19 protein-coding genes are annotated in these 21,368 nt (G+C 70.8%); 14 read left to right on the top strand and 5 right to left on the bottom strand.

Annotated elements, in window-relative coordinates; genetic code table 11:
* Nucleotides 1–395: 395 nt before the first annotated feature.
* The 7 genes from ACRWND_RS27370 (at nucleotide 396) to ACRWND_RS27340 (ending at nucleotide 6,971) form a co-directional block, all read left to right on the top strand.
* The gene (locus ACRWND_RS27370; protein WP_431953995.1) at nucleotides 396–1,940 is read left to right on the top strand and encodes a sensor histidine kinase; all 1,545 of its coding nucleotides are present in this window, start codon (nucleotides 396–398) and stop codon (nucleotides 1,938–1,940) included.
* A complete protein-coding gene (locus ACRWND_RS27365) occupies nucleotides 1,937–2,380 on the top strand; it encodes a roadblock/LC7 domain-containing protein (RefSeq protein WP_431953993.1) in 444 nt (147 codons plus the stop codon). The genes ACRWND_RS27370 and ACRWND_RS27365 overlap by 4 nt, the downstream gene beginning before the upstream one ends.
* On the top strand, nucleotides 2,377–2,736 hold the full coding sequence (locus ACRWND_RS27360; RefSeq protein ID WP_431953991.1) for a DUF742 domain-containing protein: 360 nt from the start codon (nucleotides 2,377–2,379) through the stop codon (nucleotides 2,734–2,736). The genes ACRWND_RS27365 and ACRWND_RS27360 overlap by 4 nt, the downstream gene beginning before the upstream one ends.
* The gene (locus ACRWND_RS27355; RefSeq protein WP_431953989.1) at nucleotides 2,717–3,361 is read left to right on the top strand and encodes a GTP-binding protein; all 645 of its coding nucleotides are present in this window, start codon (nucleotides 2,717–2,719) and stop codon (nucleotides 3,359–3,361) included. The genes ACRWND_RS27360 and ACRWND_RS27355 overlap by 20 nt, the downstream gene beginning before the upstream one ends.
* Nucleotides 3,358–4,611, top strand: coding sequence for a cytochrome P450 (locus ACRWND_RS27350; RefSeq protein WP_431953987.1), 1,254 nt, complete (start codon nucleotides 3,358–3,360; stop codon nucleotides 4,609–4,611). Before ACRWND_RS27355 ends, ACRWND_RS27350 begins: the two co-directional genes overlap by 4 nt.
* A complete protein-coding gene (locus tag ACRWND_RS27345) occupies nucleotides 4,611–5,855 on the top strand; it encodes a cytochrome P450 family protein (protein WP_431953985.1) in 1,245 nt (414 codons plus the stop codon). Before ACRWND_RS27350 ends, ACRWND_RS27345 begins: the two co-directional genes overlap by 1 nt.
* Nucleotides 5,856–5,945: 90 nt before the next feature.
* The gene (locus ACRWND_RS27340; RefSeq protein WP_431953983.1) at nucleotides 5,946–6,971 is read left to right on the top strand and encodes an LLM class flavin-dependent oxidoreductase; all 1,026 of its coding nucleotides are present in this window, start codon (nucleotides 5,946–5,948) and stop codon (nucleotides 6,969–6,971) included.
* 423 nt (nucleotides 6,972–7,394) lie between these two features.
* Here ACRWND_RS27340 and ACRWND_RS27335 read toward each other — a convergent pair whose 3' ends face one another.
* Both ACRWND_RS27335 and ACRWND_RS27330 read right to left on the bottom strand, forming a co-directional pair.
* Nucleotides 7,395–9,803 (bottom strand): right-handed parallel beta-helix repeat-containing protein, encoded by a 2,409-nt coding sequence (locus tag ACRWND_RS27335; protein ID WP_431953981.1) that lies wholly within the window; start codon nucleotides 9,801–9,803, stop codon nucleotides 7,395–7,397.
* Nucleotides 9,804–10,126: 323 nt separating this feature from the next.
* Nucleotides 10,127–10,345 (bottom strand): hypothetical protein, encoded by a 219-nt coding sequence (locus tag ACRWND_RS27330; protein ID WP_431953979.1) that lies wholly within the window; start codon nucleotides 10,343–10,345, stop codon nucleotides 10,127–10,129.
* A gap of 576 nt (nucleotides 10,346–10,921) precedes the next feature.
* Between ACRWND_RS27330 and ACRWND_RS27325 the strand changes: the two genes are divergently transcribed.
* The 6 genes from ACRWND_RS27325 (at nucleotide 10,922) to ACRWND_RS27300 (ending at nucleotide 16,187) form a co-directional block, all read left to right on the top strand.
* The gene (locus ACRWND_RS27325) at nucleotides 10,922–12,235 is read left to right on the top strand and encodes an ABC transporter substrate-binding protein (RefSeq protein WP_431953977.1); all 1,314 of its coding nucleotides are present in this window, start codon (nucleotides 10,922–10,924) and stop codon (nucleotides 12,233–12,235) included.
* Between the two features lies 1 nt (nucleotide 12,236).
* On the top strand, nucleotides 12,237–13,190 hold the full coding sequence (locus ACRWND_RS27320; protein WP_431953975.1) for a carbohydrate ABC transporter permease: 954 nt from the start codon (nucleotides 12,237–12,239) through the stop codon (nucleotides 13,188–13,190).
* A 2-nt stretch (nucleotides 13,191–13,192) separates the two neighbouring features.
* Nucleotides 13,193–14,095, top strand: coding sequence for a carbohydrate ABC transporter permease (locus tag ACRWND_RS27315; protein ID WP_431953973.1), 903 nt, complete (start codon nucleotides 13,193–13,195; stop codon nucleotides 14,093–14,095).
* Between the two features lie 31 nt (nucleotides 14,096–14,126).
* Nucleotides 14,127–15,308: a mandelate racemase/muconate lactonizing enzyme family protein gene (locus tag ACRWND_RS27310; protein ID WP_431953971.1), complete on the top strand. Its 1,182-nt coding sequence runs from the start codon at nucleotides 14,127–14,129 to the stop codon at nucleotides 15,306–15,308.
* Complete coding sequence (locus ACRWND_RS27305; protein ID WP_431953969.1) at nucleotides 15,305–15,643, top strand: L-rhamnose mutarotase; 339 nt, start codon at nucleotides 15,305–15,307, stop codon at nucleotides 15,641–15,643. Before ACRWND_RS27310 ends, ACRWND_RS27305 begins: the two co-directional genes overlap by 4 nt.
* A 235-nt stretch (nucleotides 15,644–15,878) precedes the next feature.
* Nucleotides 15,879–16,187, top strand: coding sequence for a hypothetical protein (locus ACRWND_RS27300; protein WP_431953967.1), 309 nt, complete (start codon nucleotides 15,879–15,881; stop codon nucleotides 16,185–16,187).
* Here the strand turns inward: ACRWND_RS27300 and ACRWND_RS27295 are convergent.
* The 3 genes from ACRWND_RS27295 to ACRWND_RS27285 form a co-directional block, all read right to left on the bottom strand.
* Nucleotides 16,172–17,008: a FadR/GntR family transcriptional regulator gene (locus ACRWND_RS27295; protein WP_431953965.1), complete on the bottom strand. Its 837-nt coding sequence runs from the start codon at nucleotides 17,006–17,008 to the stop codon at nucleotides 16,172–16,174. The two genes, ACRWND_RS27300 and ACRWND_RS27295, sit on opposite strands and share 16 nt — an antisense overlap.
* 74 nt (nucleotides 17,009–17,082) lie before the next feature.
* Nucleotides 17,083–18,183 carry a hypothetical protein gene (locus tag ACRWND_RS27290; protein WP_431953963.1) on the bottom strand — a complete coding sequence of 367 codons (1,101 nt, stop codon included), beginning with the start codon at nucleotides 18,181–18,183 and terminating at the stop codon, nucleotides 17,083–17,085.
* Between the two features lie 410 nt (nucleotides 18,184–18,593).
* Complete coding sequence (locus ACRWND_RS27285; protein WP_431953961.1) at nucleotides 18,594–19,376, bottom strand: class I SAM-dependent methyltransferase; 783 nt, start codon at nucleotides 19,374–19,376, stop codon at nucleotides 18,594–18,596.
* Nucleotides 19,377–19,952: 576 nt separating this feature from the next.
* Here ACRWND_RS27285 and ACRWND_RS27280 point away from each other — a divergent pair.
* The gene (locus tag ACRWND_RS27280) at nucleotides 19,953–20,978 is read left to right on the top strand and encodes a terpene synthase family protein (RefSeq protein ID WP_431953959.1); all 1,026 of its coding nucleotides are present in this window, start codon (nucleotides 19,953–19,955) and stop codon (nucleotides 20,976–20,978) included.
* Nucleotides 20,979–21,368: the final 390 nt, after the last annotated feature.

The following is a 21,368-nucleotide window of genomic DNA, read 5'->3' as shown; positions in this document are numbered from 1 at the left end:
CCGCCCGGTGAACGCGACGCCGGTGGCGTGTCCGTCCGCGACCTGAGGCGGGATCGGACACGCCACCGGTCTGTCGTACCAGCCGAAGGGGCCGGCACGGACCCGTTCGCCGGTGCGCGGACCGCCCCGCCGCCTTTCCGGGGGACGCCGCCAGGAGAACGGACGTACCGGTTCACCCGTCCCGCGACCGCCTTAAGCCCCCACACCTCACATATCCTCACCAGCCAACAGATGTGACCAACTCGTTGATCGACACCGTTGGCAACTCGCATATAGTGACCGCCAGTTCCCCGCGTCCCGTGGAGCCCGTCCAGGATTCGCGCACGCGGTGCCCGTTTTTGCTGGATTCCGCTTCGCCCATCCCATCCGTCCAGACGGTCCCGAGGTCCTGATCGATGACAGCGCAGACCGCGCTCCCGCGCCCGCGGACCGGGCGCCTTCGCATCCCGGCACGGCCGCGTGAGCAGCGTGCTCCGCTTTCGTACCTGACACGGGCCGTGGCGGTGCCCCTGGTGGTCACCGTCCCGGTGGCCGTGTGGGCGGCCGTCGCCGCCCCCGGGTCGCTGCGCGTCCCCGTGGCGATCGGCGCGGCAGCCGGAAACCTCGCGCTGGTGGTGGCGGTGGCCGTGGCGGCGCGGGAGCGCTGGCGGGCACGCCGGCTGGCCGGGCAGCTCGACGCGGCGCGGGCCGAGGCGGAACGTTTCTCCGATGAGCTGCTGCCCGCCGCCGTCGACCGCATCTTCGCCGGTGAGACCGTGGACCGCGTGATCGGCGCCGTCCGGGAGCCGCTCACCGCTCCGCAGCGCCGCATCCTGACCCTGGTCGCCGACCGGGTGGGCACGAGCGAGTCGCGCCGCGCCGCGGCCATGGCCGTCGGCGCCAACGTCGCCGGACGCATGCAGGCGCTGACCATCGGCATGCTGGCCGACCTGCGGCAGATGGAGCACCGGCACTCCGACCCGGCCGTGCTGCACGACCTGCTGCACCTGGACCACCGCACCGCCCAGGCCGGCCGTCTCGCCGACAGCATCGCCGTGCTGACCGGGGCCCGCTCCGGACGCCGGTGGGCCAAGCCGATCCGGATGGAGTCGATCCTGCGCGGCGCGATGGGGCGCATCGCCGGCTACCAGCGGGTCCGGCTCCACTCCACCAGCGAGGTAGCCGTCGTCGGCCACGCCGCCGAGGGCGTGATGCACGCGCTGGCCGAACTCATGGACAACGCGGCCAACTTCTCCCCGCCCACCGCCGAGGTCCACGTCTACGTGGAGGAGGTGCCCGCGGGCACGGTCGTCACCGTCGAGGACAGCGGACTGGTCATGGGCGAGGTCGCGCTGCGCCGGGCGCAGAGCGCCGTCGCCGCCGACTCCGGCGACCTGACCGGGCTGTCCGGGACGAGGCTCGGCCTGACGGTCGTCGGCCGACTGGCCCGCAAGCACGGTCTGAGGGTCTCCTTCCGTCCCTCGGCCCGCGGCGGTACCGGCGCGGTGCTGATGATCCCGCAGGACTTGCTGACCGTTCCGCGCCCCGGCGCGGACGCCGCCCCCGTGGCCGAGCCGATCCTGCCCCCGCCCGACCCGGCGGCCGCCCCCTCCGTCCCGGCGCCTGACGACCCTTCCGACCCCTCCGACCAGGGCGAGGACTCCCTGCCGACCGCGCCGGAGCTCGGGGAGAGCGGCCTGCCCAAGCGCCGCCGCGGCCAGACGCTGTCCGCCGCCGGGCACGGCCGGCCCGCCGCACGGCCGGCCGCGAGCCAGGCCGCCCCCGGCACGGCGGCCGAACGGGCCGCGCGGTTCAGCACTTTCCGCAGCGCCGTCCACGGCACCACCCCCGCCGCGGCCGACTCCGCCCCCGACGACCACCAGCCCTCCGCGTCCGCGCCCCCCGCGGACCGCGACGAGCACGATGCGACGGCCCCATCCCCAGAAAGCGACGCGCGATGACCGCACCAGCCACCGGCCACACCAGTACGGACGAGCGGCTCAACTGGCTGCTGGAGAACCTTCTGGACCGCACCCCGGGCGCCCGCCACGCCCTGGTCCTGTCCCGGGACGGGCTCAAGCTGTGCCGCACCCCCGAGCTCTCGGTGGACCAGGCCGACCAGCTCGCGGCGATCTCCGCCGGCATCCAGAGCCTGTCGCAGGGCGCGTCGATGGAGTTCGGCGACGGCAGCGGCGGCGTGCGGCAGGCCATGGCCGAGTTCTACGGCGGGATCCTGTTCATCGTCGAGGCCGGTGACGGCGCACACCTGGCGGTCGTCGCCGACGACGACGCCGAGGTCGGCATGATCGGCCACAACATGCACGAGCTGGTCGAGCAGCTCGGCGAGCACCTCAGCGCGCCCCCGCGCGAGGCGTCCGGTGAGGGCGGCGACGGCGCATGACACCCCGCCCGGGCCGGGAGGAGGATCCGGACCGGCTGTACACCCTGACATCGGGTCGCAGCCGGCCCGCGTCCGATGTGTTCGACCTGGTCACCCTGGTGGTCGCGGAGTGCGATCCGGTCCCGGGGATGCAGTCCGAGCACGCGGCGATCCTGCGGACCTGCAGCCGGCCCACCGCCGTCGTGGAACTCGCCGCAGACCTGGGGCTGCCGGTCGGCATCACCAAGGTGCTTCTGTGCGACCTGCTGGACACCGGCCGGATCAGCGCCCGGCACCCCCGTACCGTCCGGACGGCGGCTCACCTTCCGGACCCCGAGATCCTGGAGCAGGTGCTCGTTGGACTACGCAACCTCTGACCCCGGCCACGTCCCCGGCCCGCCGGGGCCGCGGGCGCCGCTCGACGCGAGCGCCGACAACGGGCTCAAGATCGTCGTCACCGGTGGGTTCGGCGTCGGGAAGACGACCATGGTCCGCTCGGTCAGCGAGATCCGTCCGCTGAACACCGAGGAGACCATGACGCAGGCCGGCGCCGCGGTCGACGACCTCACCGGCGTGGGGACGAAGACGTCCACCACCGTGGCCTTCGACTTCGGCCGGATCAGCATCAACCGGCGCACCGTGCTCTACCTGTTCGGCGCACCCGGGCAGGAGCGGTTCTGGTTCCTGTGGGACCGGCTGTTCTCCGGCACGCTCGGCGCGGTGGTGCTGGTCGACACCCGCCGCCTGGACGACTCCTGGTACGCCATCGACCGCCTGGAGCACCACGGCACCCCCTTCGTGGTGGCCCGCAACGACTTCGGCGGGCCGCGGCACTCCGAGGAGCAGGTGCGCGACGCGCTGTCACTGGCCGACGGGGTGCCGCTGGTCGACTGCGACGCGCGGTCCCGGCAGTCGTCCAAGGACGTCCTCATCACCCTCGTCCAGCACCTGCAGACACTGTCCGCCGCCAACCCGCGTGCCCGGGAGATGACCGCCCCGTGACCAGCCAGCCCGCCGCGGCCGCCGGCACCGACCCGTTCGCCGGGGCGGTGCCCTTCAGCGGCCCCCGCTTCCACATCGACCCCTCCGTCCTCTACCGGGAACTGCGGCGCGACCACGGCGCCCTGGCCCCCGTGATGCTCGACGGCGGCATCCCGGCATGGCTCGTCCTGGGCTACCGGGAACTGCTGCACGTCACCGGCGACCCCGTGCTCTTCAGCCGGGACTCGGACCTGTGGAACCAGTGGGACCGCATCCCCGACGACTGGCCCCTGCTGCCCATGATCGGCCGCAAGCAGCCGTCGATCCTCTACACCGTGGGCGAACGCCACCGGCAGCGCGCCGCGATGATGGGCCAGGCCATGGAGGCCATCGACCCGGTCGATTTGCGCCGCCACGCCGAGCGCTACGCCGACGCACTCGTCGACGCCTTCTGCGGCAGCGGAAAGGCCGACCTTCTCGAGCAGTTCGCCATGCTGCTCCCGGTCCGCGTGCTCGCCCGGCTGTACGGCTTTCCCGAGGAGCAGGGCCCGCACCTGGCGAAGGCGGTCAAGGACCTGGTCGACGGGGGCCCGGACGCGATCGCCGGCCAGACCTACGTCTACTCCGCGATGACCGAACTGCTCGAGGCGAAGAAGACGGAGCCGGGCGCGGACGTGGTCTCGCGCATGCTCGCCGACCGGTACGACTTCTCCGACGAGGAGATCGTGCAGGACATGATGGTGATGACCGTGGCCGGCCACCAGCCCACCGCGGACTGGATCGGCAACTCGCTGCGGCTGATGCTCACCGACGACCGCTTCGCCGCCTCGTTCACCGGCGGACGGCACAGCGTCGGGCAGGCCATGAACGAGGTCCTGTGGGAGGACACCCCCACCCAGAACATCGCCGGCCGGTGGGCCAGCCGCGACACCCGGCTCGGCGGCCGCCACATCGCCTCCGGCGACCTGCTCATCCTCGGTTTCGCCGCGGCCAACGCCGACCCCCAGGTGCACCTGGAGGCCGGGACGTCCACCAACGGCAACAACGCCTGGTTCTCCTTCGGCCACGGGGAGCACCGCTGCCCGTTCCCCGCACAGGAGATCGCCGAGGCCATCGCCCGGACCGGCATCGAGGTGCTGCTGGACCGGCTCCCCGACCTCGACCTGGCGGTCGACGCCTCCGCGCTGGTACGCCGTCCGTCCCCGTGGCTGCGGGGCATGACCAGCCTCCCCGTGCGTTTCACACCCACCCCCGTACTAGGAGAACCCTGATGAAGTGTCCGGTCACCGGCCACGAGGCGGCCTCCCCGATCGTGCTGGACCCGCTGGTGGGCGACCTGGTCGCCGAGAGCACCGCGCTGCGTGAGGCGGGACCGCTGGCCGCCGTCGAACTCCCCGGCGGGGTGCCGGTCTGGGCGGTGACGCACCACGCCGAGGCCCGGGCGCTGCTGACCGACCCGCGGCTGGTGAAGGACATCGCCCACTGGGACGCCTTCAACCGCGGTGAGATCCCCGCCGACTGGGCGCTGATCGGCCTGGCCAACCCCGGCCGCTCCATGCTCACCGTCGACGGCGCGGACCACCGCAGGCTGCGTACCCTGGTCGCCCAGGCGCTGACCCCGCGCCGCGTCGAGCAGATGCGCGCCAGGATCGAGGAGCTGACGGCCGGTCTCCTGGATCGCGTCGAGGAGGCGGCACGCGAGGGCGAGGTGGTGGACCTCAAGGCCACCTTCGCCTACCCGCTGCCGATGTACGTCGTGCAGGAGCTGATGGGCATCGACGAGGCCCAGCTGCCGCGGTTGAAGGTGCTGTTCGAGAAGTTCTTCTCCACCCAGACCCCGCCCGACGAGGTCATCGCCACTCTCGGCGAGCTCGCCGCCCTCATGGCCAAGACCGTCGCCGACCGGCGCGCCGAACCCGGCGACGACCTCACCAGCGCCCTCATCGCGGCCTCCGAGGACGGCGACCACCTCACCGACGCCGAGATCCAGAGCACCCTGCAACTGATGATCGCCGCGGGTCACGAGACCACCATCTCCCTCATCGTGAACGCGGTCGTGAACCTGCTCACCCACCCCGACCAGCTCGCGCTGGTACGAAAGGGCGAGGCGAGCTGGGAGTCGGTGGTGGAGGAGACCCTGCGCTACTCCACGCCCACCTCGCACGTGCTGATCCGCTTCGCCACCGAGGACGTCCCCGTCGGCGACCAGGTCATCGGCAAGGGCGAGGCGCTGATCGTCTCCTACGCGGCGATCGGCCGCGACGAGAAGCAGCACGGCCCGAGCGCCGGCGTCTTCGACATCACCCGCGAGCACCCCATCCGGCACATCGCCTTCGGCCACGGTCCGCACGTGTGCCCGGGCGCCGCGCTGTCCCGGCTGGAGGCCTCGGTGGCGCTGCCCGCCCTGTTCGAGCGCTTCCCCGAGCTCGACCTGGCGGTCCCGGCGGCGGAGCTGCGGAACAAGCCCGTGGTCACCCAGAACGACCTCTTCGAGCTGCCGGTGACCGTCAGCTGATCTACCGTCGGTGTCCGGCACCGTCCCGCCCCGCTCGTGCCGGCGCGGGGCGGTGCCGGCCCCGTCCGCACCCGCGACGAGGAGGGCCTTGTGCCGTCGTACGGCAGGCCGCTGCGCAAGCTCGGCTTCCTGACCATCGGACTGTTCGACGAAGCCGACCCGCGCCGCGGGCACGAGGCGACGCTGGAGATGATCCAGCTGGGCGAACGGCTCGGCTTCGACAGCGCGTGGGTGCGCCACCGGCACCTGCAGTTCGGCATCTCCTCGCCCGTGGCCGTCCTTGCCGCCGCCTCGCAGCGCACCAGCCGCATCGAACTCGGCACCGCCGTCATCCCGCTCGGGTGGGAGAACCCGCTGCGTGTGGCGGAGGACCTGGCGACGGTGGACCTGCTGTCCGGCGGCCGCCTCAACCCGGGCGTCAGCGTCGGCCCGCCCCTGCACTTCGACCAGGTCCGCGACGCCCTCTACCCGGACACCGCGGAGCAGGAGGACTTCTCCTACGGCCGGGTGGAACGCCTGCTGGGCTTCGTCACGGGCGAGCCGGCCACCGCCTTCAGCGGCACCGAGGGCTTCGAGGTCTTCTCCGACCGCGTCCAGCCGCACTCCCCGGGGCTCGGCGACCGCATGTGGTACGGCGCCGGCGGCTCGCGTTCGGCCCGCTGGGCCGGGGAGCACCGCATGAACCTCCTGACGAGCAGCGTGGTCAAGGCGGAGGAGTCCGGGGACTTCGACGAGATCCAGCTGTCCCACATCCGCGCCTTCCGCGCCGCGCACCCCGACGGCGAACAGGCCCGCGTCTCGCAGGGGCTGGTGGTCGTCCCCACCGACAGCGCCTCGGCGGGGCAGCGCGAGAAGTACCTGGAGTACGCCCGCCGGCGGTTGCCGCGCACCTCGAGCCCGCAGGGCCCCGGGCGGCTGCTGTTCGCGCCCGACCTCGTCGGCAGTTCCGAGGAGATCGCGGAGCGGCTCTGCGCGCACGCGGCCTTCCGCGAGGTCGACGAGGTCGCCTTCGCGCTGCCGTTCGCCTTCGCGCCCGAGGACTACGAGCAGATCCTCACCGACATCGCCACCCTGCTCGCACCGGCCCTGGGCCGGCCGTCGGCCTCGGCCTCCTGACGGCGGCCGCAGCTCCGATGCGGTTCGCCCGGTACGTCCGGCGGTGCCGGCTCCCCTCACCGCCCCGCGATCGCGGGCTGGGCCTTCCTCGGCAGGGAGTCAGCCGGGGAAGGGCCAGCATGGCGGCCTGCTCCGGGGCGGGGATGAGGCCAGGAGGCAGGGGGCGTACTCCCTCAGGTGCGAGGTGAGCCGCGTCGCCGGCCGGGGTGCGCTGCCCGGCCGTTCCTGCCGGGCGCGGACGAGGACCGCGATCACGCTCCGTGCGGGGCGATGCGTGAGCCCGCCCCGCACGGCCGTATGGTCGACCACAGGTCACGGTGATGCTCCGGTCCTCTCGCGCGCCCTGCCGGATGTCGTGATCCGCCGGGCCGCCGGCGCGCCGCAACCCTTGCCGCGCCTGTGGTCGACCTCCCGGAGGGGGACCTACGGCGTCGTCGCGGTGAAGGAGACGGAGTCGAACTGGTTGATCGCTGACTGGGCGGTGTCGTGGGACGTGGAGAAGATGCCCATGTCCTGCTTCGCTGCGGCCGAGGCCAATGTGACCGGCTGACCGATCGGGACGTAGTTGGCACCGTCGTAGGAGTACGAGGCGCTGAACGACTGGCCCGAGCGGGTGAGTTTCACCCAGACGGGGCGGTAGACGTCGACGCCGGCGCGTGCGTCGGTGTCCAGGTAACCGTCGCCGTCGGCGTCCCACTCGAATACGACGCCATTGCGGGCGGTGACCGCGACGACGGCATACCCGGCCGACTCTCCCGCCTTGGTCATGTCGTTGCGGACCATGACCCCGGACTTGGCCCAGGCGTTGGCGTCGTTGACCGACACGACGCGGGTGGACACGCTCGAGCCGGCACTGAACGAACCGGGCCGGTAGATCGAACCGAACTGGTCGTCGTGCTGACCGCCGGCGCCCCACACGTCGGCGCCGGCCGCCGCGATCCCGAAGCCGCCGCCGCTCTGGCCGAAGTACGAGCTGACGGCCGAACTTCCGGCGGTGCGCAGGCCGGGTGCGACGGGGCCGCCGGCCGGGCACCCGCTGAAGCCGAACTGGTTGGCGTTGAGCGACGTCCGGTACTGCGGCGCCACACCCGCCTGGCAGATCACGTCCCGCGCGGCCGCCGGCCAGTTGGCGCCCGCGACCTTCACGTTGTTGATCAGTTTGTTGTTGTGCGCCGCGGCGTTCGGCGTCGAGGCTCCGCCCGAGTTGTACCAGTTGTTCTGAATGACGTTGTCACTGGTGTTGTTGCGCAGGCTGTACGCGTTGGTGAAGAGGAAGGAACCGCCCTGGACCACGTTGTGCTCATAGGTCATCGAGCGCGAGCCCTCGTCGAGGTAAAGGCCCACTCCCGAGATGTTGAACAGGTAGTTCTTGGCGACCACGGTCCCGGGGCTCGCGGAGAGGTTGTAGACCGATCCGCCGTCGGCGAACCGCGCCTTCGTGTTGTGCACGAGGTTGCCCTCGACGCGGTTGTCCTTGAGCGTGGTCGGCGTCGTGTACAGGGTGTTCCACTTGTAGTAGCCGCGGTCGACGTAGTCGTTCGAGCCCCCGGCGTCGTTGATGCCCCAGCCGTAGCCGGTGTCGATGCCGTCGTAGGGGACGTTGGAGACCTCGTTGTGCAGGATGCGGGCGCCTGTGACGTACGTGCTGAGGATGCCGCTGTTGTCCTTGTAGTCCACCGCCACGCGATTGACCGTGTTGTCGGAGATCAGGATGTCGTGGTTGGTCATCCGCGGGTCGCTCGGGTGGTGCGCGTCGGGCAGGACGCCGCCGACCGTGATGCCGTGGCCGCTGCTCTCCGTGAACCGGTTGCCGACCACATCGATGTCGCCGGCGCCCAGCCCGACTCCGGTCGCCACGGCGTTGGCGTCGTTGCCGATGCCCAGCGCCGTCTGGCCGAGGTTGGTGAACGTGTTGCCGGTGAACGAGATGCGGCCGGCGGCGGAGACCTGTACGGCGGCGGGCTCCTGGAACCAGCTGGTGCGCGCTCGTTCGAACATCTCGCAGCCCCGCGAGCAGCTGCTGAACGCGTCGGCGGGCCGGTAGTCGTAGGCGCCCTTGATGAAGAGGCCGTTCTGCTGGTTCGCATACCCGTCGGTCGAGGGACCGAGCCAGGAGGTGCCGGAGAACTGGATGCCCGTGAAGGCAAGGCCGGTCACCGGCCTGTCGTACGTCCCGCCGATGCTGAGCAGCGTCTCCAGGCGGGGCAGCTCGATGTCGAGCTGGTTGGGGTCGACCCCGCTTGCCGGCTTGTAGTAGAGCTTCCCGGCGCCTGGATCTATGTACCACTGGCCGACCTGGGTGAGGAAGCTCAGTGAGTTGTCGAGGTACCAGCTCGGACCGGCCAGGAACGAGTTCTGGACGGTGTCCCAGCCCCACGTGTTGTTGTCCCACGCCGGCTGCGCCATCGTGATCTCGGTGGCACTGATGCTCTTGACCGGCGAGTAGCGGTTGGTGAAGTCGCCGAGGGACTCGAACTCGATGCGCCCCTGGTCGGGAAGCGTGGCGAGGTAACTCAGGGCCGGGTTCTTGATGGTGAGGCCCGTCGCGGTGGGGGTGACGTCCGTGTTGGCCAGGCGGATGGCGGCGCGAGGGGCGATCACGCCGTTCACGTAGAGTTGGCGGGTGTCCAGGCCGTTGGGGGTGTCGGCCTCCCAGATCCCCGCCCCCGACTCTGACATGGACCAGCCGGTGACCTTGGAGGCGCCGGTGATGACGGGGTGGGAGCCCGGAGCGGCGGTCCAGTGGATGGTGTGGTCGCCGCCGCCGTCGCCGGGTCCGAATCTGAGGGGCTCGGAAAGGCGGTAGGTGCCGTCGGCAAGCTGAACGGTCACGTCACCCTGCTTGGCGGCCGGGCGGACGACATGCTGAGCCCGCTCGAGCGAGCATGGCTGCGACTGGCTGCAGTGTCCGGAGTCCTTGCCGTCCGGCGCCGCGAAGTACACCGTCCGAGGCGCGGCTTGCGCCTGAGGAGGAATGAGCGCTGATGCGATGAGGGCGCAGGCGCCGAGCGCGGCCAGGCGGCTCGCCCTGCGCATCCATCGTCTGCTCACCGAGCGGGTCGAGTCTGACGTCGATGTCATGTCGATCGCTTCCTGTGATAAGGGCGTTGATGCCCGCCACAGAGTTAGCATACGTATGACGTTTGCGACAAGATTCATGTGATGTTTACGTGGGACCCCGGACTGCCGGCTTGTCCGGTCGGGTCCGGGAGAAGTCCGGTGACGTGCAGCTCCTCCCACAACGCCTCTGGGATCACCGCCCGATACCGCGCGACATTGCTTCGCACGTGCTCCTCGGTGCGCATCCCTACCACCACCGAGGCGACCGCGGGATGGCGCAAGGGGTACTGGACGGCGGCCGCGGGAAGCTCCACGCCGTGTCGCTCGCAGACGGCTGCGATGCGGGCGGCACGTTCCACGACGGTCCGCGGCGCGCCCCGTAGTCGTAGGTCGCCGAGCCGTCCACGGCGGTACCGCTCGGCAACCCCGGGTTGTAGACCGCCGCGGCGACGACGCCGACGCCGCGGGAGCCGACGACGGGCAGCAGGTCGTCCAGTGCCGACTGATCGAGAAGGGGGTACGGCCGGCCGCCATCACCGCGTCGACGTCGGTCTGCCTCGCGAACCCGGCCGTCGTGACGGCGGCGGGAGAACGCACGGACCCCAGTGCACCTGCGTTGTCGGTGAGATGGCGCGTCGCGTCCCGCGTCAGCCGGTGGTCGTACGTGGCTGGACACCCGGATCGTGCAGCCGGCCCGGCAACGAAGCGAGCACGAGGCCCTACGGTAACGGTTCCTCAGGTTGCGCCGTCCGAGCTCGTGACAAACATCATACGTATGTCCTAAAGTCCAGGCGCGGAGTCGTCAACGAAGTCGACAAGACAAGGACATCCTCATGGTCGGAACCCACACTGTGGTGCGTTTGCGCCGTAAGGCGTCGACCGTCGCCGTGATGTGCACCGCAACGGCGCTCTTGACTCTCGTCGGTTGCGGCGGCGAAGGCAGCTCGGCGAACGGGGCGTACGGCTTTCCCGAAGCCAAGCAGGAGGCGTCCTCGACGATCACCGTCTGGGTGGACGCCGACCGGCAGGCGGCCGTGAAGGCGTTCCAGACGGCGAACCCGGACACCAAGATCGAGGTCGTCACCTATGACGGGTCGGCCAACGGGTCCAACTCCTTCCGGACCAAGATGCAGTTGTTCGACCGCGCCGGTAGTGGCTGGCCCGACGTGGTCTTCTCCAGCCAGAACAACGACGCCGCATGGGCCAGCCAGAAGAGCGCCGGCAAGCAGGCGTTCGCGGCCGTGTTGAACCAGGGTCTGGTCCCGGAGGACACGCTCGGCAACTTCACCAAGGGCTCGCTCGACCCCTGCACGGTGGACGGCCGCGTGTACTGCCTGCGCAACGACCTCGCCCAGGCGGTGCTCTGGTACGACACGTCCCTGATGAAGCAGTTCGGCTACGCCGTCCCGACCACATGGGAGGAGTACCAGGCGCTCGGTGAGAAGGTCGCCAAGGAGCACCCCGGCTACATCATCGGCACGGCCGGGGACGCCTGGACGCCTGAGGTGTTCATGTGGGCGAGCAAATGCCAGGCCAATGACGTGACCGGTCCCAAGTCCGTCACCGTCAAGACCGACTCGACCGAGTGCAAGCGGGCGGCCTCGATGCTCGACGCCCTCCGCCGCAACGGGACCGTGCCGGTGGTCAGCGTGTTCACGCCCGAGTTCTTGAAGAAGTACTCCGGCAAGGTGCTGATGATGCCGGGTCCGGCCTGGTACGCCGGCGCGATCTTCAACAACCCCCAGTCGCTCAACGTGCCGGCCGGGCGGCTCGGGGTCGCGGCGCCGTTGCCGTGGAAGGGCGAGGACGAGGCGGTGACGGGCAACGTGGGTGGCGGGACCTGGTTCATCTCCAGCCACTCGAAGAACCTGAAGGCCGCCGAGAAGTTCGTCCAGTTCGTCACCACGGCCGACGGGTACCAGGTGGACGTCGCACCGGGTTACCCGGCGTATGCGCCCGCCGCTCGGAAGTGGATCGCCAAGCAGGAGGCGAGCAAGTACTACGCCACGCCGCTGCAACCGGTGGTGACCGCGGCCTCGCGGGTCTGGGACGGCTGGGGTTACCCCATGTTCAGCCAGGAGGCGATATGGGCGAAGACGATGACCCCTGGGGTCACGGGCGGCCAATCGATCACGGACCTGCTGCCGGCATGGCAGAAGGCGATCGAGAACCAGGCCGAGGTCAACGGATATGCGGTGAACTGAGATGACCCTCGCTCCTCCGCGTGACCAGCTGACCGTCGACGCTTCGGGGCGTCGACGGTCACGGCGGGGTGAGGGCCGGCCGGCCGGCGGCGCCTTCGCTCGCAGTTCGATCGGGTATCTCCTCGTCTCGCCCTATGCGTTGCTCGCCGTCGTTTTCGGAGTCGTGCCGTCGCTCTACGCCGTACTCCTGGCCTTCACGAACGCCGACGGCGGGTTCGCGGGCTTCGACAACTTCACCAAGGTCGTCGGCGACTTCCGGTTCTGGCCGGCCGTGTCCCACGTGACCGTCTATCTCGTCATCTGGCTTCTGGGGCTGGTCGTCTTCGTCGTCGGCCTCGCGTTGGTCGTCCACGCCGCTGCCGTGCGGTGGGTGAGCGCGACCCTGCGCTTCGTCTACTACCTGCCCGGCGCCCTCGCGGGCGCGTCCAGCGTCCTGTTGTGGCTTTTCGTCCTCGATCCGACGGCGAGTCCGGTCAGCGGCCTGCTCGGGGCGATGGGATTCGACAGCTTCGTGCAGGTGATCCAACCCGGGAACCTTCCGGCCATCTTCGCGATCATCGCGTTCTGGACCGGAGCCGGCGGGTGGATCGTCATCATGTACGGCGCCCTCAACAACATCAGCACCGACGTGATCGAGGCAGCCCGCATCGACGGTGCGAACGCCGTCCAGATCGCGTTCCGGATCCAGCTGCCGATGCTGCGCAAGTGGATCGCGTACATGGGCGTCATGTCGCTGGCGGCCGGCACCCAGCTGTTCGTCGAGCCCCAGCTGCTCAGTCAGGCCAGCAACGCGGTCGTGCCCAACGACTACTCGCTCAACCAGCTGGCCTACCAGTACGCGTTCCAGCAGAACGACTTCAACGGCGCGGCCGCGATCTCGCTGATCCTGCTCGTCGTCGCACTCCTGCTGTCCTGGGTGTTCGTGACCCGCGGCGGCCTCTTCGAGAAGGAATGACCATGGCAGCACTCTCCGCCGAACGCCGTCGGTCGAGCCTCAGCGGGTGGAGCGGGCGGTCCATCGTCGGCGTCCTGCTCGTCGTCTTCGTCCTGTTCTTCGCCGTCCCGATCGTCTGGCTGCTCCTCGCGGTCACGAAGTCCTCGAAGGCGCTCGTAGTGGCCGACCCGTTCTCCGTCGGGTCGTGGTCGGCCTTCGCCGCCAACTGGCGTCAGCTGTTCGACTTCCAGGACGGCGCGGTGACGACGTGGATCGGCAACTCCGCGCTGTACGCGGTCGGAGCCCTGGTGATCACGCTCCTTGTCAGCATCCCCGCCGGCTATGCGCTCGCGCTCACCGAGTTCAGGCTTCGGCAGGCACTGCTCGTGCTGACACTCGTCGTCATGCTGATCCCCAGCACCGCACTGGTACTGCCCATCTTCCTCGAGCTGAACAGTGTCGGTCTGATCGGCAGCCCGTTGTCGGTGATCCTGCCCATGTCGTTCTTCCCGTTCGGCGTCTATCTCACCTACATCTACTTCTCGACGAGCATCCCTCGTGACATCCTTGCGGCCGCGCGCATCGACGGCTGCAACGCGTTCCAGGTCTTCACCCGAGTCGCCCTTCCGCTGGCCGCCCCGATCGTCGCCCTGGTGGCGTTCTTCAGCTTCGTGCAGAACTGGAACAACTTCTTCCTGCCGTTCGTGATGCTGCCCTCCAGCGACGGCTACCCGATCCAGGTCGGGTTGACCTCGCTTCTGGCCGCGACCCCGGCCTTCAACCCCAGCTCCGCGGGGTCCGACTCCGTCCAACTGCCCACACTGGCGCTGGGGACGATCGTGTCGATCCTGCCCGTTCTGATCGTCTTCCTGTTCTCCCAGCGATTCTTGGTCGCGGGCATGACAGCGGGAGGAACCAAGGAATGACCACTCGCGCGTGCAAGGAGAACCACTGCCGATGAAGATCACTGGCTACCGCAGCCTGAGCACCGTTCACGACTGGGGCAGAATCACGGGTGACGTCAACGGTGTCCAGCCGAGCCACGCCACGCCGGTCCCTGTTCTCATCATCGAGACCGATGCCGGAATCGAGGGAGTGGGCCTTGGATCCCATGCCGACATCGCCCGGGTCTTCCCCGCGATCGAGGGTGACGACCCGCGGTCGGTCGTGGCGCTCTACGACCGGATGCTCGACTGGGTGTTCAAGGCCGGTCACTCAGGATCCACCTTCGGCACGATCGGGGCCGTCGACATGGCCCTCTGGGACATCAAGGCCAAGGCCGCTGACGAGCCGCTCTGGCGGACCCTCGGGGCCCGCGACCGCTTCGTCCCCGGGTACGCGTCCGGTCTCGAGTACGGCCTGACCGAGGACGAGCTCGTCGACCTCTACGGACGCTTCGCGGACCGCGGGTTCAAGGCCGGCAAGCTCAAAGGCGGCCGCGACCTCGACCGCGACCTGCCTCGGCTGGAGATCATGCGGGATGTCCTCAGCCGCAACTCCCGCCGGCCGGCGCTCATGTTCGACGCCAATGAGTCGTGGAACCACGCCCAGGCGGCCCGGTATGTCGCGGCCATCGAGCAGCGCATGGACCTCACCTGGGTGGAGGAACCGCTGCGCCGATGGGATGCCGCCGGAATGGCCACGCTGCGCGGGAAATTGCGCGCTGCCATCGCCAGCGGCGAGAACCTGACCGGGCTGGAACAGTACCGGCCCCTGCTGGACGCCAACGCGGTCGACATCGTGCAGGTCGGCAACGTGTGGGGGATCACTCACTTCCTTCGCGTCGCGACACTCGCGCATGCCCACGATCTGCCGGTGAGTCCTGTCGCGTACAACGCGAACCCGGTGGCGCACGCCGCCGCAGCCGTGCCGAATCTTCTGACCTTCGAAGTCCAGGATCTCGTCTTCCCCGTCGGCCTCGACGTCGACCAGCAGTTCGAGGACGGAGGCATCGTCCTGGGCGACCGCCCGGGAATCGGGATCGTGGTCGACGAGTCCGACCTGGCACCGGCCGGCGCTGTGCCGCCCCGGCCGGCGGCGACCGGACCGCACATTCGGCCCGAACGCGCTGCCCTGCGCCTGGTAGCCGAGCCGGACGTGTGGGACGACCCGTCGCACCGCGGAGGCCGACACTCGTGACCCGGCGACCTGAACGCAGGGCCTTCGTCGTGGGTGTGCGGCCCGAGAAGCGCGAGGAATACCTGGCACTGCACCGTGCCGTGTGGCCGAGCGTCGAGCGAAAGCTCACCGAATGCAACGTGCGCAACTACAGCATCTTCATCTTCGGCGACATCCTGTTCGCCTACTACGAGTACGTCGGCGAGGACCACGAGGCGGACATGCGGCGGATCGCCGACGATCCGGCCTCGCAGGAATGGTGGACGCACACCGACCCGTGCCAGGTGAGGATCGCCGAGGAACGAGATCCCGGCGCGCTGTGGCAGCCTGTCGAGGAAGTGTGGCATCTTGCGTGACGGCCCGCATCGACGGCCACGTGCGCCTTCGGTATCGAGTCGGGGACCCGCAGGACTGGGCCGACGCGGAGACCACGGGCGCCGACGGCCCGCGACTTCGGCGCCCCCGATCTGCGGCGAGGTGTCGGCCTCGACCGGATTCGGCGGTCCCGCGGTCGTCCGGTCGAGCGAGGGCCCCGACGAGAGCATCCGGCCCTCCAGGCCGGATTCCTCAGCCGTCGCCCGGCATCGTCGCGTGCGCCGACCTCACGGCGGAGGTCGGCCTCGGTTCGCCCAGATCCCCGAGAACGCCGCTGTCCACGTCGTCGGGGTGCGGCAACCGGACGCCGACGCGAAGGACCGGGACTCACGCCGGGCCGCGCTCCTGGATCACGGCGTGCAGCCGATCTGGCCGCCTACGGCTCCGACGGGCCGCCTGCTGAACTCGGCGGGGGGTGCCGCGCCCTGGGATTCCGCTCTGGAAGCCCTGCTCGACGCGGTCTCCACTCCGGAAGGCGCGCGTGCGGGCGGCGGCGACGCCGCCGACGTCTACTCGCTGTCCTGACCGCGCCCCCGACCACGTGCCTGGGGCGCGTGGTCGGGCAGCCGACGGCGCTCCCACGAGATGTGGATGTGATCATGCATCGCCTTCTGGGCCGCCGCGACGTCCCTCCTCGAGATGGCATCGACGATCGCCGCGTGTTCCTTCAGCGTCAGTGCGAACGCATCGGGCGGGTCGATGCCCTGGTAGCGGCTGGACTCCACGGCTCGCTTGTACAGATGCTTGGCGATGTTCTCGGCGAGCCGGTTGCCGGAGATCTCCATCAGCGCGTAGTGGAACACCACGTCCGCCTGCCGGAAGGAGTCCGTCTCGGACTGGCTCTCGCGCATCGTGGTCAACGCGTTCTCCAGTCTCCTCAACCCGTCCGCGCTGCGCGATGCGGCAACCGCGCCCGCCATCGCCGACTCGAGGCTCGCTCGCACGATCGTCAGTTCGTCAAGGACGCCGAGGGTCTCATCGTTGTCGATCAAGGCGGACAGCACCACCGGATCGAGCATGTTCCAGTAGCCCGGCGCCCGCACCTGGGTGCCGCGACCCTGGGAGACGATCACCAGGCCCTTCTCCTCGAGCCGCTTCACCGATTCACGCAGCACCGTGCGACTCACGCCGAAGTGCTCGCTCAGCGGACCCTCCGGGGGCAGCAACTCGCCTTCCTTCAACTGGCCCGTCACGATGAGGTCGACGAGCTCCGAGACGACTGCAACACCCAGGCGGCCGGCGGGCAGGCGTCGCGGGAAGAGACGGGGTGCGGGCTGCGACTCGGTTGGCATACGTATGACCTTATCGCTCGACCAGCCCTGCGGATGAAAAGGTTCCTGGTCCACGACATGTCCTCGGCGTTCACCGTTCGGTTCGCAGTAGGCAGGGCCCGCAGGAACCGAGCGACCGTGGGGGCGCGTCAGGCGCCCGGGGCCTCGGGCGCCGGCCGGTCCTCGCCTGCCGCGCGCCCCGCGGGGACGGCGGCCTCCACGGCCGCGCGGGCCCCGTCCGCCTCGTCGTCCCGGCCGGGCGTCGCGGTCGCCGAGGGCCCCGTGGCCGTCGCGGCGCCCTGCGGCACGGCGGGTGCCAGGACGTCCAGGTCGGCGTCGTCCGGCCGGCGGTCGCCGCGGAGGTCGCCGACGATGAGGGCGACCACCGCCGCGGAACCGACGAACTCCAGCAGGGCCTGCGAGACGTCCACGGCGGTCGCCGGGTTCGTGCCGACGGCGTAGCCCCACAGATCCGTGAACGCCGACGGCATCATGAAGAGCGACAGACCCACCGAGAAGCCGTGGGCGGTGGGCCGCCTCCGGGCCGCGAGCAGCATGCCGACCCCGCAGAGCACGGTCAGGCACACCCATTGGTAGGGCGAGGGGACGGCGAGGACCGCCTGCCCGCTCCCCTTGCCGACGATCAGGTCGGTGAGCGCGGCCGGCCCGACCTCGACGGCCGTCACGGCGTTGCGGCCGATGTAGAAGACGTTCAGCACCGCGAGCAGCAGACCGGAGGCGGCGGCCGTCACCTTCACCGGTCGGACGCCCCCCGTCACCGTGTTCGCGGCGGCGGTCTCCGCCGCTGCCTCGTACTCCATGTGCCGTACGAGCAGCAGGAGTCCCCCGAGGACGAGGGAGAGCACCACCGCGAGGACGGCGGTGCCGCCCACGGCGCTCAGCGAGGCGCCCTCCAGGGTGCCGAACCACGGGTCGGAGGGCGAGTCGAGCAGCAGGTACCAGACCGCGGGGAGACGGAAGGCGAAGGTCGCGGTGCAGGAGGTCATCAGCAGGCCGCCCGCCCTGCGGGTGCGGAACAGGGTCGCCAGGCCGGCGCAGAGCTGGAGCGCCGCCAGGCCCAGGTCGAGAGAGGAGGTCGCCGACAGTCCCGGCGCCGAGCCGGTGGTCCACAGCGACCAGGCCCCCGGCAGACCGCGGGTCGCGACGTCGTAGAGCAGCCAGAACGCCGTCTGCACGAACAGCGCGAGGCTGAGCCAGGCCACGGCTATCCGCACACGATCGATCGACATCCCCGGACGGTTCATGACGCGCTGTCCCCTCGACGGGCAAACGTGGTTGAGTTCACAACTACCTTGGTGACGCAGCAGAGCATAAACGGTCGCCCACCTGCCTGGGCCGACCAGTGCCCAGTCGTGCCGGTTGTGGCGGGCGGTGGCGGAACGATCAGGCGGCGAAGGCCACATGAAGGTTCATCAGGTGCAAAGTACGGGTTGCCCGTAGTGGTGGTGGAAGGTGTCGCGATCGAGGTCGCGGGAGGCGCTGTCGGCTGCGTCGCCGACCTGCCGACGCGCGCCGGGACGGCACCGCCGGCCCGCGCCCGCATGGGCCGGCGGCCCTGACGGCCCGGCGAGAAGCCCGACCGGTCGCGGGGCCCGCCGGGCCGTGACCGTCCGGAAGGCGTGCACCGGATGCCCCGAGGTCAGCCCCGGCGGGCCTCGATCAGGTAGCGCTGCGAGTACGCCACGAACGGCCCGTGCCGCTCGATGAAGCCGTGCAGCTCCGAGAGCCGTTCGCGGTAGGCGTCCACGGTGAAGCCCGGCACGGTCCAGATGACCTTGCGCAGGAAGAGGACCACGGCGGCGATGTCGTGGAACTCCATGCGCAGCGCCTCCTGGCGCAGGTCGACGACCTCCAGGCCCGCCGCCTCGGCACGGGCGGCGGCGTCGACCGTGCTGGAACCGGACCTGGTCGTGAAGGGGTCCCGCGGGGTGTCGGCCGCGACAGCTCGCGGTCCCATCAGACAGTCCGTCAGTTCCCGTACCGAGCCCGCGCCGACCTGCTGGGACAGGTAGGTCCCCCCGGGACGCAGCACCCTGTGCACCTCGTCCCAGCGGGTCACCACCGGGTGGCGGCTGACGACGAGGTCGAAGTGGCCGTCGGGGAAAGGCAGATCGGCCGTGTCCTCCACCTGCACGACGGTGGCGCCGAGAGGCGCCAGGTTGCGGCGGGCGATCTCCAGGTTGGGCGCCCAGGACTCCGTCGCCGCGACCATCGACGGGACGGTGGGCACGCTTGCCAGGACCTCCCCGCCGCCGGTCTGGATGTCGAGCACGGCCGAGGCCTTCGCGGTCCGCTCCGCGAGGAGCCCGGCGTAACCCCAGGACGGGCGCTCCTCTGTGGCGCGGCCGGTGAACCAGGAGAAGTCCCAGCCCTCGGTCGGGACGGCCTCCCCCTCGGCGAGGAGATCTCGGAGCGTGGACATGGGGCGAGCATGGCAGAGGCGCACGGCGGGCCGCACCCGTATTTCTCCGGGTCTGTGCCTCCGCCCGTGCCGCCGGTTCCTGCGCGACCCCCACCGCCCGCCGCGCTGCGTTCCCCGCGTATTCCGCGGCCGGCGCCGCTCGTCAGCAGCCGGTCGCCGGGGGGCGGAAGACATCACGGCGCCCTCGCCCGCTTCGGCGGCCTGGCGCTGTAAGTAGACGTCGTCCCGGGTGCGGTCACCACCGACGTCGTCCAGGCGTGTGGCGGCGGAGCGCGGGCATCGGCGCTGGTGCGTGTGTTTCCTCGAGGTGGCCGGACGCCGACGTCGAGGGGACGGCGTGCGCGCACGGTGTTGCGGTCGGCCGGTCCGCGCGTGGATCATGACGCTTCGCGGGCCGGATCCGGTTCCCGCGCCGTCCGCCCGTCGCGGCCGGGGCGTTTCGGTGTCACCTGTCCGTTTCGGGCGTCCGGTGGCGGAACGCTGGGTAGGAGGGCGGGACGGGGGATGACCGAAAGTCGTTGGGGTAAGTCGTAGACCTTGCCCGGGTCGTCACCGGCCCGGGAAGGGGGGATCTCGGTGGGTAACACGTCTGCGTTCGTCCGTATCGACGGCCTGGAGGGGCGGGCCGCGCACGGCGGGCCGGTGGCGGGGCGGGTCGGGGGGCCCATCCGCGTACCGGGCCCGTCGCTCCTCAATCCCGGCCTGAGCGAGGTGGAGCCGCAGGTCATGGCCTGGGCCCGGAGTGCCGGTCTGCTGTCCGAAGTGACCGGCGACCAGGCCGGCCGGGAACGGCAGGTCGCCATGGCCGGGCACGTGTGGCCGTGGGCCGCGCCGTCCCGGCTGACCGAGCTGGCCCGGCTGACGCTGTGGATGTTCGCCGTCGACGACGGCAGCGACACCGGCCCGGTACCGGGGACCGGAGCCGAACTCCAGGCCATGGCCTGTGCCGTCGGCGGCTGCGAGCGCTCCGTGCCGGAGTCCGCCGCGCCGGCCGTCCGCGTCCTGGGCGAGGTGGTGCCACGGGTGACCGGCGCCATGGGCCCGGCCTGGGGCGACCGCTTCCGCCGGCACCTGGCCGCGTGGATCCGCACCAACCAGGACATGATCCGCATCCGCGCCGGCGAGAAGGTGCCCACCCCGGAGGAGTACGTCTCCTGGCGTCGTGTCTCCGGCGCGACCGGCTGGTGCTTCGACCTCGTCGAGTACGCCCAGGAGGCCGAGCTGCCCGCGGCGGTCTGGTACTCGCCGGCCTGCCGCGCGCTGCGCGAGGCCGCAGCCGACGTCATCGGCTGGACCAACGACCTGTTCTCGGTGGAGAAGGAACTGCGCTCCGGGGAGACGACCAACCTCGTCATCGTCCTGCGCCACCACCGCGGTCTGGCACTGGACGAGGCAGTCGCCGAGGCGCGGCTGTGGCACGCCCGCCGCGTCGACGACCTGCGCACCGCGACGCGCGACCTGTACGCCACCGCCCTCGCGACCGACCTGACGGCCACCCAGATGGCCGCGGTCTGCCAGTACGCGGACGGGATCTACGCCTGGGCGCGCGGTTTCCTCGACTTCTCCCTGGCCTCCGCCCGCTACCAGGCCCCGGAGGGGTAGCCGGCCGAGCCGGCGGGAGGGCATCCCTGGCAGGGGTGACGGCACCGCCGTCACGGTGTCCCCGCCAGGCAGTCGGGGTGCGCGCGCCGTGCGGACGGGGCGCTGCGGTACGGCGACGGCCCGTCGGGGCGGGAGTCCACCGTCGCGCTCTGCCTGGGTGCCTTCCGGCCGCACACGCCGGCCCGCCTGTTGGGTCGGCGTGTGCGCCCGCGACCTCGCCTGCCGTGCCGGGCTGGGCTGTCCGGGGCCGGAGCGCTGCCTGCTCCCCGGAGGGGCCGCGCCGACGGCAGGGCGCAGCGCGGTGGGCCGCCGTCACGTGTCCTCGAGTCCGGCGGGCGGGGTGCGCTGCCGCGTGGGGGGACGCTGCGGGGATCCGGTGACGAACGTGCC

Source organism: Actinacidiphila sp. bgisy167, assembly GCF_965342175.1.
Taxonomy (GTDB): Bacteria; Actinomycetota; Actinomycetes; order Streptomycetales; family Streptomycetaceae; genus Actinacidiphila.
The sequence above is the reverse complement of the archived record's forward strand: the minus strand, read 5'-3'. Positions and strand labels throughout refer to the sequence as shown.